The sequence below is a fragment of the Cronobacter universalis NCTC 9529 genome, from assembly GCF_001277175.1.
GTDB classification, from domain to species: domain Bacteria; phylum Pseudomonadota; class Gammaproteobacteria; order Enterobacterales; family Enterobacteriaceae; genus Cronobacter; species Cronobacter universalis.
Genome location: NZ_CP012257.1, coordinates 299,750 through 312,517 on the forward strand (window position 1 = coordinate 299,750; position 12,768 = coordinate 312,517).

Below are 12,768 nucleotides of genomic sequence, written 5' to 3' on the forward strand. Positions count from 1 at the left end.
TGTCAACCAAATAGTGCGACTTTTCACCAGCAGCTTCGCTACAATGCCCGTCTTTGTTTTCTGTTGAGATGATCATTGTGGCGTTACTCATCATCACCACGATCCTGTGGGCATTCTCTTTCAGCCTGATTGGCGAATACCTGGCGGGCCAGGTGGACAGCACCTTCTCGGTGCTGATGCGCGTCGGGCTGGCGGCGCTGGTCTTCCTGCCGTTTTTACGCACCCGCGGGCAGAGCCTGAAAACGCTGGCGCTCTATATGCTGGTGGGCGCGTTGCAGCTGGGCGTGATGTACCTGTTCAGCTTCCGAGCGTACCTCTACCTGACCGTCCAGGAATTTCTGCTGTTCACGGTGCTTACGCCGCTCTATATCACGCTGATTTACGATCTGCTGAGCCGCCGTCGGCTGCGCTGGGGCTATGCGTTAAGCGCCGGGCTTGCGGTTATCGGCTCGGCGATTATTCGCTATGACAAAGTGAGCGATCACTTCTGGACCGGACTGCTGCTGGTACAGCTGGCGAATATCAGCTTCGCTATCGGGATGGTGGGCTATAAACGCCTGATGGAGACGCATCCGATGCCGCAGCACAGCGCGTTTTCGTGGTTCTATCTCGGCGCGTTCGTGGTGGCGGTAATCGCCTGGTTCGCGCTCGGCAACCCGCAAAAACTGCCGACCACCGGCCTGCAATGGGGGATTCTGGTGTGGCTGGGCGTGGCGGCCTCGGGGCTTGGCTACTTTATGTGGAACTACGGCGCCACGCAGGTGGACGCCGGCACGCTTGGCATCATGAATAACATGCATGTGCCCGCCGGGCTGCTGGTTAACCTCGCCATCTGGCAGCAGCAGCCCCACTGGCCGAGCTTTATCATTGGGGGAGCGGTGATAGTGGCTTCTCTGTGGGTCCACCGACGCTGGGTCGCGCCGCGCTCCGCACAAACGGAAGGGAATCGCAGGCGTGCTGACGCGCCTGCTGAATAAACGCTTCCGTCACCGGCTGACGCTGCTCGCCATCGCGCACCGCAGCGTACAGCCGGCTCCATAATCCCTCGCCCAGCGGGCGCGTCACCACCAGCCCCTGACGCTCGAAATTCTCCACCACCCAGTGCGGCAGCGCGGCGATGCCCATGCGCGCCGACACCATCTGGATCAGCAACAGCGTGTTATCGACGCTTTTCAGCGTCGGGCTGATGCCCGCCGGCTGTAAGAAGTGACGCCAGACGTCGAGACGACTGCGCTGTACCGGGTAAATCAGCAAGGTTTCGCTGGCGAAATCCTCCGGCGTCACCTGCGTTTTGGTCGCCAGCGGATGATCGGGCGCCACGACCAGACGCACTTCAAAATCAAACATCGGCGAATAGTGCAGGCCGCTGCGCGGCAGGATGTCTGACGTCAGCACCAGATCCAGTTCGTCCTGTTGCAGCGCAGGCTGCGGATCAAACGTCACGCCCGATTTGAAATCCATCTCCACCTGCGGCCAGCGGGCGCGGAACGCCTCCAGCGCCGGAGCCAGCCACTGAATACAGCTATGACACTCAATCGCGATACGCAGGCGGGTCTGCTGCGGTTCATTGCAGGCCTGCAGCGCGCGGCTTATCTGCGGCAGCACCTGGGCTGCCAGCTGCAACAGGATCTCGCCCTGCGGCGTGAAGCGCAGCGGCTGGCTCTTACGCACGAATAACCGGAAGCCGAGACGCTGCTCCAGATCGCTGAACTGGTGTGAAAGCGCGGATTGGGTCTGATGCAGCGATGCCGCCGCCGCCGCCAGTGAGCCGCAATTACGCAGCGCCTGAAGCGTTCGCAGGTGTTTTATCTCGATCATGAATGTCCTTCACTTCAGCATGAATAATTTGCGCTTGAGGAATATACAGTAACTGCCAATTATGGATGTGTAAACATCTGGACGTCCAAATCCGACGTCTTTCGAATTTCTGGTGCGTTGGCTGTGCTGGCTCACCCCGGTCACTTACTTCAGTAAGCTCCCGGGGATTCACCAGCTTGCCGCCTTCCCGAAATCCGAAATACATACGGATTAATTAATTAGACGAGCAGATAAAACGAACAGATTCATCTCCTGACACGGGATTCATTCTTAAGAGAGGCAGAACATCATGACTATCCATAACCATACCCTCGGTTTTCCCCGCGTCGGCCTGCGTCGCGAGCTGAAAAAAGCGCAAGAGAGCTACTGGGCGGGCAAAAGCACCCGTGAAGAATTACTGGCGGTGGGCCGCGAGCTGCGCGCCCGCCACTGGGAACAGCAAAAAGCGGCGGGAATCGATCTGCTGCCGGTCGGCGACTTCGCCTGGTACGATCATGTGCTCACCACCAGCCTGCTGCTCGGCAACGTCCCGGCGCGCCACCAGAATGCTGACGGCACGGTGGATATCGACACGTTGTTCCGCATCGGCCGTGGCCGCGCGCCGACCGGCGAACCCGCCGCCGCCGCCGAAATGACCAAATGGTTTAACACCAACTATCACTACATGGTGCCGGAATTCACCAAAGGCCAGCAGTTCAGCCTCGCCTGGACGCAGCTGCTGGATGAAGTGGACGAAGCGCTGGCGCTCGGTCATCACGTTAAACCGGTACTGCTGGGCCCGGTCACTTACCTGTGGCTTGGCAAAGTGAAGGGCGAACAGTTTGACCGCCTTTCCCTGCTCAATGACATTCTGCCGGTCTACCAGCAGGTCATCGCCGAGCTTGCGAAGCGCGGCATCCAGTGGGTGCAGATTGATGAACCCGCGCTGGTGCTTGAGCTGCCGCAGGCGTGGCTGGACGCGTTCAAACCGGCCTACGACGCGCTGAAAGGCCAGACCAAACTGCTGCTCACCACCTATTTTGAAGGCGTGAGCGATAACCTTGACACCATCACCGCGCTGCCGGTGCAGGGGCTGCATGTCGATCTGGTTCACGGCCATGACGATGTCAACGAACTGCATCGCCGCCTGCCGCAGGAGTGGTTACTCTCCGCAGGCGTTATCAATGGCCGCAACGTCTGGCGCGCCGATCTCACCGAGAAATACGCGCAGCTGAAAGCCATCGCCGGCCAGCGTGAGCTGTGGGTGGGCTCGTCCTGCTCGCTGCTGCACAGCCCTATCGATCTGAGCGTCGAGACGCGTCTGGATGCGGAAGTGAAAAGCTGGTTTGCCTTCGCGCTGCAAAAATGCGAAGAGCTGGCGCTGCTGCGCGACGCGCTGAACAGCGGCGACACAACCAAAATCGAGCAGTGGAGCGCGCCGATTCAGGCTCGTAAACATTCGGCCCGCGTACACAACCCGGCCGTGGAACAGCGTCTTCAGGCCATTACCCCGCAGGACAGCCAGCGCGCCCATGCGTACCCGGTACGCGCCGAAGCGCAGCGCGCCCGCTTCAACCTGCCAGCCTGGCCGACCACTACCATCGGCTCGTTCCCGCAGACCACCGAAATCCGCGGCCTGCGCCTGGACTTCAAAAAGGGCAATCTGGATGCGGCCAACTACCGCACCGGCATCGCCGAACATATTAAGCAGGCGATCGCCGAGCAGGAGCGTCTGGGTCTCGATGTGCTGGTGCACGGCGAAGCCGAGCGTAACGACATGGTGGAGTATTTCGGCGAGCATCTTGATGGCTTCGTCTTCACCCAGAACGGCTGGGTGCAGAGCTACGGCTCCCGCTGCGTGAAGCCGCCGGTGGTGATCGGCGACATCAGCCGTCCGGCGCCGATCACCGTCGAGTGGGCGAAGTATGCGCAGTCGCTGACCGACAAACCGGTGAAAGGGATGCTGACTGGGCCGGTGACGATCCTCTGCTGGTCGTTCCCGCGTGAAGATGTCTCGCGCGAAACCATCGCCAAACAGATTGCGCTGGCGCTGCGTGACGAAGTGGCGGATCTCGAAGCCGCAGGCATCGGCATCATCCAGATTGACGAACCGGCGCTGCGTGAAGGGCTGCCGCTTAAACGCAGCGACTGGGACGCGTACCTCGCCTGGGGCGTGGAGGCGTTCCGCCTGAACGCGGCGGTCGCGAAGGACGACACCCAGATCCACACCCACATGTGTTATTGCGAGTTCAACGACATCATGGATTCTATCGCCGCGCTGGATGCGGACGTGATCACTATCGAAACGTCACGTTCAGATATGGAGCTGCTGGAGTCGTTCGAAGAGTTTGAATACCCGAATGAAATCGGGCCGGGCGTGTACGACATCCACTCGCCGAACGTGCCGGACGTGGCGTGGATCGAGGCGCTGCTGAAAAAAGCCGCGCAGCGTATTCCGCAGGAGCGTCTGTGGGTGAACCCGGATTGCGGCCTGAAAACCCGCGGCTGGCCGGAGACCCGCGCGGCGCTCGCCAACATGGTGAAAGCGGCGCAGAATCTGCGCCAGGCGTAACGGTTATGCGATGCGGTTTGTGATTTTGTAGGGTGGGTAAGCGCAGCGCACCCACCGCCGCCCGCAATAAACAGTGCGATGTAGTTTGTGGTTTTGTAGGGTGGGTAAGCGTAGCGCACCCACCGCGCCCCAAATCCTCCGGCTCCCGCCACCAATACGCCGCAATAAAAAAACGCCCGGTTTCCCGGGCGTTTTTTATGCTTTCTTACTCCCGTAGGCTTTGAACCATTCCAGCATACGTTCCCACCCGTCTTTCGCCGACGCCTCGTGATAACTCGGGCGATAATCGGCGTTAAACGCATGGCCCGCGTCCGGGTATACGATGATTTCCGCCTTCGCGTTGGCGGCGCGCAGCGCCTGACGCATGGTTTCCACGCTCTCAAGCGAAATACCCGTATCCTGCGCGCCATACAGCCCCAGCACCGGCGCGGTGAGATCGGTGGCGACATCCACCGGATGCTTCGGCGAATTCAGCGTTTTATCGCCCATGAGCTTGCCATACCAGGCGACCGCGGCTTTCAATTGCGGATTATGCGCGGCGTACAGCCAGGCGATACGCCCGCCCCAGCAAAAGCCAGTCAGCATCAGACGATGCGCGTCGCCGCCGTTGCGCGACGCCCAGCTTGCCACATGATCCAGATCCGCCAGCACCTGCGCGTCCGGCACTTTCGACACCAGGTTGCTCAACAGCGAGGAAATATCGTCATACTCATTCGGGTCGCCCTGGCGGAAATAGAGCTCCGGCGCCACCGCCAGATACCCTTCCAGGGCCAGGCGACGGCAAATATCGCGAATATGTTCATGCACGCCAAAAATCTCCTGCACCACAATCACCACCGGTAGCGGGCCATCGGCGGCGCGCGGGCGGGCGTGGTAAGCAGGCATATTTTCACCCTGCGTGGGAATCGAGGTTTCGCCCGCGATAATGGCATCCTGCGGCGTATGAACTACCGTTGAAGCGACAGGTGAGACCGCAGCGGCAAAGCCCGCCTTATTGTCAGTGCTGTTGGTCATGGCATTCTCCGTACCCGTTATTGTTTTAGCGCATCCCTAACTATAGCCTGCGTGTGGCGGGAGTGGGGGTGGCAAAAGCAGGCATGCGCGGCGCGGAATTTCACTTATCGGGTTGCTTGTGTGATCATCATCACGAAATAATGGAAATTTAATGCAACTCCTTTCTTTTGAAGTGAATCCGGTCACGAAAAACGCCGGAAAGGTTCTGTAAAGTACCGTTTTGCTTCTCCTGACAAACCGACCCACAGAGGAGTCACCTATGTCTGATGTTTTTCACCTCGGCCTTAAAAAAAGCGATCTTCAGGGCGCGGAATTAGCGATTGTCCCGGGCGACCCGGAGCGAGTGGAAAAGATCGCCGCGCTGATGGATAAGCCGGTCAAACTGGCCTCCCACCGTGAATTCACCTCCTGGCGCGCCGAGCTTGATGGCAAAGTGGTCATCATCTGCTCCACCGGTATCGGCGGCCCGTCCACCTCTATCGCGGTTGAAGAGCTGGCGCAGCTGGGCATTCGTACATTCCTGCGCGTGGGCACCACTGGCGCTATCCAGCCGCATATCAACGTCGGCGACGTGCTGGTGACGACCGCTTCCGTACGCCTTGACGGCGCCAGCCTGCACTTCGCGCCGATGGAATACCCGGCCGTTGCCGATTTCGCCTGCACCACCGCGCTGGTGGAAGCCGCCAAAGCGGTCGGCGCGACAACGCACATCGGCGTGACCGCCTCTTCCGACACCTTCTATCCGGGCCAGGAGCGCTACGACACCTTCTCCGGCCGCGTGGTCAGCCGCTTTAACGGCTCCATGAAAGAGTGGCAGGCGATGGGCGTGATGAACTATGAAATGGAATCCGCGACGCTGCTGACCATGTGCTCAAGCCAGGGCCTGCGCGCGGGCATGGTGGCGGGCGTTATCGTCAACCGCACCCAGCAAGAGATCCCGAACGCGGAAACCATGAAACAAACCGAAAGCCACGCGGTGAAAATCGTGGTGGAGGCGGCGCGCCGTCTTCTCTGATAGCTCCCTTTCTGGCCGGCGTTCCGCCGGCCTTTTTGCGTAATGTCTCGCAGGAATGACGATCCTTACAGAAAAACGCTTTTCGTCTGGAATTATGTACAGCACAATCCTCTCTGGCGTAATGAGCGGTTCAGGCAGGAGGCGTGGTGGAAATCTCATATCTGGTGTTAGCCGTGGTCGCACTGGCGGGCGTGGCGGTGGGCTGGCTGATGTCAGGCCTGCGAACCGCCCAGCAAAAAGCGGATCTGCTGGCGGAACAGCGCGATATCTACGGCGAACTCAGCGCGGCCCGCGAGGCGCTGGCGCATAACCAGCACTGGCGTGACGAGTGCGATCTGCTTAATAACGAACTGCGCAACCTGCGGGAGATCAACAGCTCGCTGGAGTCCGATCTGCGCGAAGTCACCACGCGGCTGGAGGCCACCCGGGTCCACGCCGAAGAAAAACTGCGCCAGATGATGAGCAGCGAACAGCGCCTGAGCGAACAGTTTGAAAACCTCGCCAACCGTATCTTTGAGCAGAGCCGCCGCCAGGTCGATGAGCAAAACCGCCAGAGCCTGAATGGCCTGCTTTCCCCGCTGCGCGAACAGCTCGACGGCTTCCGCCGCCAGGTGCAGGAGAGCTTCGGCCAGGAGGCGCGCGAGCGTCACACGCTGGCCCATGAAATCCGCAACCTCCAGCAACTGAACGCGCAAATGGCGCAGGAAGCCGTCAATCTGACGCGCGCGTTAAAAGGCGACAACAAAGCCCAGGGGAATTGGGGCGAAGTGGTGCTCGCGCGCGTGCTGGAAGCCTCTGGCCTGCGCGAAGGGCATGAGTATGAAACCCAGGTCAATATCCAGCTCGCCGACCGCAGCCGTATGCAGCCGGATGTCATCGTGCGTCTGCCGCAGGGTAAAGATGTAGTGATTGACGCCAAAATGACGCTGGTGGCCTATGAACGTTACTTTAACGCTGAAGATGACTACAACCGCGAGATGGCGCTCAACGAGCATATCGCTTCGCTTCGTAACCATATCCGCCTGCTGGGGCGCAAAGATTATCAGCAGTTGCCGGGGCTGCGCACGCTGGATTACGTGCTGATGTTTATCCCGGTCGAACCCGCCTTTTTGCTGGCTATCGATAAACAGCCGGAGCTGATCACCGAGGCGTTAAAAAACAATATCATGCTGGTGAGCCCGACCACGCTGCTGGTGGCGCTGCGCACCATTTCCAACCTCTGGCGCTATGAGCACCAAAGCCGTAACGCCCAGCAAATAGCCGATCGCGCCAGCCGCCTGTACGACAAAATGCGGCTGTTCGTTGACGACATGAGCGCCATCGGCCAGAACCTCGACAAAGCCAGCGACAGCTACCGCCAGGCGATGAAAAAACTCGCCAGCGGGCGCGGCAACCTGCTCGCCCAGGCGGAGGCGTTTCGCGGTATGGGCGTTGAGGTAAAGCGCGAGATTAATCCGGATTTGGCCGAACAGGCGATGCAGGACGACGACGCATTCGCGCTCTCCGATGCCGAAGCGCTTGCCAGCGCCCCTGATGAAAACAGCCACTTAGCGGCGTTTCGCGTCGCGGGCGAGCGCTGATCGGCGCGCTAATGCCGCCTTGAATCGTAGGGCAATTGCGGCCAATCTGTTACACTTCACAAACATTTCCTTGATAAGCAGGCACTGAGATGGTTGAAGATTCACAAGATACAACGCACTTTGGCTTCCAGACCGTAGCGAAAGAGCAAAAAGCGGATATGGTGGCGCAGGTCTTCCACTCCGTGGCGGCGAAATATGATGTCATGAACGATCTGATGTCGTTCGGCATTCATCGTCTGTGGAAGCGCTTCACTATCGATTGCAGCGGCGTGCGTCGCGGCCAGAAAGTCCTGGATCTCGCGGGCGGCACCGGCGATTTAACCGCAAAATTCTCCCGTCTGGTGGGCGAGAGCGGCAAAGTGGTGCTGGCGGATATCAACGATTCGATGCTGAAAATGGGGCGTGAGAAGCTGCGCAATACCGGCATCGTCGGCAACGTCGAGTATGTCCAGGCCAACGCGGAAGCGCTGCCGTTCCCGGATAACACCTTTGACTGCATTACTATCTCTTTCGGTCTGCGTAACGTTACCGATAAAGAAAAAGCGCTGCGCTCTATGTTCCGCGTGCTGAAGCCGGGTGGCCGTCTGCTGGTGCTGGAGTTCTCCAAACCGGTGTTTGAGCCGCTTAATAAAGCGTATGACGCTTACTCTTTCCATATTCTGCCGCGCGTCGGCGAGCTGGTGGCGAAAGACGCCGGCAGCTACCGTTATCTCGCTGAATCCATCCGTATGCATCCGGATCAGGAAACCCTGAAAGCGATGATGAACGACGCGGGCTTCGAGAACGTCAACTACTACAACATGACCGGCGGGATCGTAGCGCTGCATCGCGGCTACAAATTCTGAGGAGGTGCCGGATGCCTTTCACACCGCTAATGATGGCTGGCATTGAAGGCGCGCTGAACACATTTCTGTACCGCGAGAGCGCGCTGAAAGCGCCGCGCCAGCGTTTGCAGGGCAAAGTGTTGCGCGTCACGCTTGAAGAACTCTCCACACCGCTGGTGCTGGTGTTCAGCGAGCAGCAACTGGATGTGCTCAGCAAATGGGAGGGCGAGGCGGACTGCACCGTTATCACGCGCCTCTCGGTTTTGCCGAAGCTTCAGGATCGCCAGCAGCTGACCGCGCTTATCCGCAGCGGCGAGCTGGAAGTGCAGGGCGATCTGCAGGTGGTGCAAAATTTTGTGGCGCTGATGGATATGGCCGAGTTTGACCCCGCCGGTCTGCTGGCGCCGTGGGTCGGCGATATCGCCGCGGAAGGCATCGGGCGCGTTATGCGTCGCGGCGGGCAACTGCTGCAGAAAGGCTTTACGCGCAACCAGCGCTATCTGGCGGAAGCCATTACCGAAGAGTGGCGCGTCGCGCCAGGCGCGCTGGAAATCGCCTGGTTTGCCGAAGAGATCTCGGCCGTCGGGCGTCAGCTGGAAGAATTAACCAAACGGTTGGATAAACTGGAGGGCAAATGACGCCAGGTGAAATTCGGCGCCTTTATTTCATTATCAAAACGTTCCTGAGCTACGGTCTGGATGAGCTGATTCCACGCATGCGCCTCACGTTGCCGCTGCGGATCTGGCGTCGCGGGCTGTTCTGGATGCCGAACCGGCACAAAGATCTGGAGCTCGGCACACGGCTGCGGCTGGCGTTGCAGGAGCTGGGGCCGGTCTGGATCAAGTTCGGGCAGATGCTGTCGACACGTCGCGATCTGTTCCCGCCGGTTATCGCCGATCAGCTGGCGCTGTTGCAGGATCGTGTCGCGCCCTTTGACGGCAGACTCGCCAAACAGCAGATCGAAAAATCGATGGGCGATCGTCCTGTCGAGGAGTGGTTTGATGATTTCGATATTACGCCGCTCGCTTCCGCCTCTATCGCGCAGGTGCACACCGCCCGTCTGAAAGAGAGCGGGAAAGAGGTGGTTATCAAGGTGATCCGCCCCGATATCCTGCCGGTCATCAAGGCGGATATGAAGCTCATTTATCGTCTCGCGCGCTGGGTGCCGCGTCTGCTGCCGGATGGCCGCCGCCTGCGCCCGATGGAAGTGGTGCGCGAGTATGAAAAAACGCTGCTGGATGAACTCGATCTGCTGCGTGAAGCGGCGAACGCCATTCAGCTGCGCCGTAATTTCGAAAACAGCCCAATGCTCTACGTGCCGGAAGTCTATTCGGACTATTGCAGCCCGACGATGATGGTCATGGAGCGTATTTATGGCATTCCGGTGAATGATGTCGCGGCGCTGGAAGCCAACGGGACCGACATGAAACTGCTGGCCGAACGCGGCGTGCAGGTGTTCTTCACCCAGGTATTCCGCGACAGCTTTTTCCACGGTGACATGCATCCGGGCAATATCTTTGTCAGTCACGATCACCCGCACGATCCGCAATACATTGGCATCGACTGCGGTATCGTGGGCTCGCTGAATAAAGAAGATAAGCGTTATCTGGCGGAAAACTTTATCGCCTTCTTCAACCGCGACTACCGCCGCGTCGCGGAGCTGCATGTGGATTCGGGCTGGGTGCCGCCGGATACCAATGTGGAAGAGTTCGAGTCCGCCATTCGTACCGTCTGTGAGCCGATTTTTGAAAAGCCGCTCGCAGAAATCTCGTTTGGTCATGTGCTGCTCAATCTCTTTAACACCGCACGTCGGTTTAATATGGAAGTGCAGCCGCAACTGGTGCTGCTGCAAAAAACGCTGCTGTACATTGAGGGCGTCGGGCGTCAGCTCTATCCGCAGCTTGATTTATGGAAAACGGCGAAACCTTTTCTGGAAAGCTGGATCAAAGATCAGGTGGGCTTCCCGGCGCTGGTGCGCTCCTTTAAGGAAAAAGCGCCGTTCTGGGCCGAGAAAATTCCGGAGATTCCTGAACTGGTCTACAACAGCCTGCGGCAAGGCAAACAACTGCAACAAAGTGTTGATAAGATTGCCCATGAGCTGCAGGAGCATCGCGTGAAGCAAGGGCAGTCGCGGTATCTGTTCGGCATCGGCGCCACGCTGATGCTGAGCGGCACGCTGCTCTTTATCAACCGTCCTGACTGGGGCATGTCGCCCGGATGGCTGATGGCAGGCGGCATTCTCGTCTGGCTTATCGGCTGGCGGCGTACCGACTAGCAGGCATTGTTATGTAACGGCCACGGGTATACTGTGGCCCGATGAATACCATTATCACTGGTAACTGAGGAAATGTATGGGTGGCATCAGTATCTGGCAGTTATTGATTATCGCGGTTCTGGTTGTTCTGCTTTTCGGCACCAAAAAACTACGCTCGCTGGGCTCTGACCTTGGTGAATCCATCAAAGGCTTTAAAAAAGCGATGGGTGACGACGACAAGCAAAAGCATCAGCAGGATGCGGATTTCACCGCGCCTTCCGCGCAGGATAAACAAATCGGCGAAACCAAAAGCGACGTCACCGCTGACGACGCCAAAAAACGTGATAAAGAGCAGGTGTAATCCGTGTTTGATATTGGTTTTGGCGAACTGCTGCTGGTTTTTGTTATCGGTCTTATCGTGCTGGGGCCGCAGCGTTTGCCTGTGGCTGTCCGCACTGTCGCAGGCTGGGTACGCGCGCTGCGCTCGCTTGCGACCACCGTGCAGAATGAACTGACCCAGGAACTGAAGCTCCAGGAATTTCAGGAAAGCCTGAAGAAAGTGGAAAAAGCGAGCATCGATAACCTGACGCCGGAGCTGAAAGCGTCGATGGACGAACTGCGCGAGGCGGCGGAATCGATGAAGCGCTCTTACAGCGTTAACGATCCGGAAAAAGCGAGCGACGACGCCCACACCATTCATAACCCGCTGGTGAAAGGCAACGAAGCTCAGCACGAAGGCGTCACGCCTGCTAAAGCCGAGCATCAGGCCCAGTCGCCCGCGCAGAAGCCGCAAGTGTCGCCAGAGGCAGAAACCGCCGCCGCGCAATCAACGGCCTCTGCAAACGCTGAGCCTGCAAAGAACGTTGAAGCGTCGCCGGACGCGCCCGCCAGCGCGCGCAAACCTGAAGCCGCATCCACCGTGAGTGATAAACCCTGACATGGCTGTTGAAGATACCCAACCCCTAATCAGTCATCTGATTGAACTGCGTAAGCGGCTGCTGAACTGCATCGTCGCGGTCCTGGTGATTTTTCTGGCGCTGGTCTATTTCGCCAATGATATCTACCAGCTCGTCGCGGCGCCGCTGATAAGCCAGATGCCGCACGGCGCCAGCATGATTGCCACCGACGTGGCGTCGCCGTTTTTCACGCCTATCAAGCTGACCATGATGGTGTCGGTGATCCTCTCCGCGCCGGTGATTTTGTATCAGGTCTGGGCGTTTGTCGCTCCGGCGCTGTACAAGCATGAGCGGCGGCTGATTATCCCGCTGCTGGTTTCCAGTACGCTGCTGTTTTATATCGGTATGGCCTTCGCCTATTTCGTGGTATTCCCCCTGGCGTTCGGCTTCTTAACGAAAACGGCGCCTGTCGGTGTTGTTGTGTCGACCGATATCACCAGCTATCTCGATTTCGTCATGGCGCTGTTTATGGCCTTCGGCGTGTCGTTTGAAGTGCCGGTCGCTATCGTCTTGCTGTGCTGGATGGGCGTGACCACGCCACAGGACTTGCGCGCCAAACGCCCGTATGTGCTGGTCGGCGCGTTCGTCGTCGGGATGTTGCTTACGCCGCCGGATGTGTTCTCGCAAACGCTGCTGGCGATACCGATGTACTGTCTGTTTGAAGTCGGGATTTTCTTCTCGCGCTTTTACGTCGGTAAACGGCGTCCGCGCGAGCAGGATGCCGAAGAAGAAGCAGAAGAATAACGTAACCGCCCG

The 12,768-nt window shown here is 58.7% G+C and carries 12 protein-coding genes; 10 read left to right on the plus strand and 2 right to left on the minus strand.

Translation table 11 applies throughout. The features are described from left to right. The first annotated feature begins 77 nt into the window (after positions 1 to 77). On the plus strand, positions 78 to 977 hold the full coding sequence (locus tag AFK65_RS01380) for a carboxylate/amino acid/amine transporter (protein WP_032805820.1): 900 nt from the start codon (positions 78 to 80) through the stop codon (positions 975 to 977). Here the strand turns inward: AFK65_RS01380 and metR are convergent. Further along, positions 865 to 1,818, minus strand: a complete 954-nt coding sequence (metR, locus tag AFK65_RS01385) for an HTH-type transcriptional regulator MetR (RefSeq protein WP_007704536.1) — start codon at positions 1,816 to 1,818, stop codon at positions 865 to 867. The genes AFK65_RS01380 and metR overlap by 113 nt on opposite strands. 289 nt (positions 1,819 to 2,107) lie before the next feature. On the opposite strand from metR, the gene metE reads away from it, so the two are divergent. Further along, positions 2,108 to 4,369, plus strand: coding sequence for a 5-methyltetrahydropteroyltriglutamate--homocysteine S-methyltransferase (gene metE / locus AFK65_RS01390; protein ID WP_007704539.1), 2,262 nt, complete (start codon positions 2,108 to 2,110; stop codon positions 4,367 to 4,369). A gap of 195 nt (positions 4,370 to 4,564) precedes the next feature. Here the strand turns inward: metE and AFK65_RS01395 are convergent, their stop codons facing one another. Next, on the minus strand, positions 4,565 to 5,383 hold the full coding sequence (locus tag AFK65_RS01395) for a dienelactone hydrolase family protein (RefSeq protein WP_007704553.1): 819 nt from the start codon (positions 5,381 to 5,383) through the stop codon (positions 4,565 to 4,567). 259 nt (positions 5,384 to 5,642) lie between these two features. On the opposite strand from AFK65_RS01395, the gene udp reads away from it, so the two are divergent. The 8 genes from udp to tatC all read left to right on the plus strand — a co-directional run bounded on the left by udp (position 5,643) and on the right by tatC (position 12,756). Continuing rightward, complete coding sequence (gene udp, locus AFK65_RS01400; RefSeq protein WP_038858287.1) at positions 5,643 to 6,398, plus strand: uridine phosphorylase; 756 nt, start codon at positions 5,643 to 5,645, stop codon at positions 6,396 to 6,398. 146 nt (positions 6,399 to 6,544) lie between these two features. Beyond that, the gene (gene rmuC / locus AFK65_RS01405) at positions 6,545 to 7,978 is read left to right on the plus strand and encodes a DNA recombination protein RmuC (RefSeq protein WP_032805140.1); all 1,434 of its coding nucleotides are present in this window, start codon (positions 6,545 to 6,547) and stop codon (positions 7,976 to 7,978) included. Positions 7,979 to 8,067: 89 nt separating this feature from the next. Then, positions 8,068 to 8,823 (plus strand): bifunctional demethylmenaquinone methyltransferase/2-methoxy-6-polyprenyl-1,4-benzoquinol methylase UbiE, encoded by a 756-nt coding sequence (gene ubiE / locus AFK65_RS01410; RefSeq protein ID WP_007704556.1) that lies wholly within the window; start codon positions 8,068 to 8,070, stop codon positions 8,821 to 8,823. Positions 8,824 to 8,834: 11 nt separating this feature from the next. Further along, a complete protein-coding gene (ubiJ, locus tag AFK65_RS01415; protein ID WP_007704557.1) occupies positions 8,835 to 9,440 on the plus strand; it encodes a ubiquinone biosynthesis protein UbiJ in 606 nt (201 codons plus the stop codon). Further along, a complete protein-coding gene (ubiB, locus tag AFK65_RS01420) occupies positions 9,437 to 11,077 on the plus strand; it encodes a ubiquinone biosynthesis regulatory protein kinase UbiB (protein ID WP_007704559.1) in 1,641 nt (546 codons plus the stop codon). Before ubiJ ends, ubiB begins: the two co-directional genes overlap by 4 nt. A 76-nt stretch (positions 11,078 to 11,153) precedes the next feature. After that, positions 11,154 to 11,417, plus strand: coding sequence for a Sec-independent protein translocase subunit TatA (gene tatA / locus AFK65_RS01425; RefSeq protein ID WP_007704573.1), 264 nt, complete (start codon positions 11,154 to 11,156; stop codon positions 11,415 to 11,417). A gap of 3 nt (positions 11,418 to 11,420) precedes the next feature. Beyond that, complete coding sequence (gene tatB, locus AFK65_RS01430; RefSeq protein ID WP_007704576.1) at positions 11,421 to 11,993, plus strand: Sec-independent protein translocase protein TatB; 573 nt, start codon at positions 11,421 to 11,423, stop codon at positions 11,991 to 11,993. 1 nt (position 11,994) lies between these two features. Further along, complete coding sequence (tatC, locus tag AFK65_RS01435) at positions 11,995 to 12,756, plus strand: Sec-independent protein translocase subunit TatC (RefSeq protein WP_004385513.1); 762 nt, start codon at positions 11,995 to 11,997, stop codon at positions 12,754 to 12,756. Positions 12,757 to 12,768: the final 12 nt, after the last annotated feature.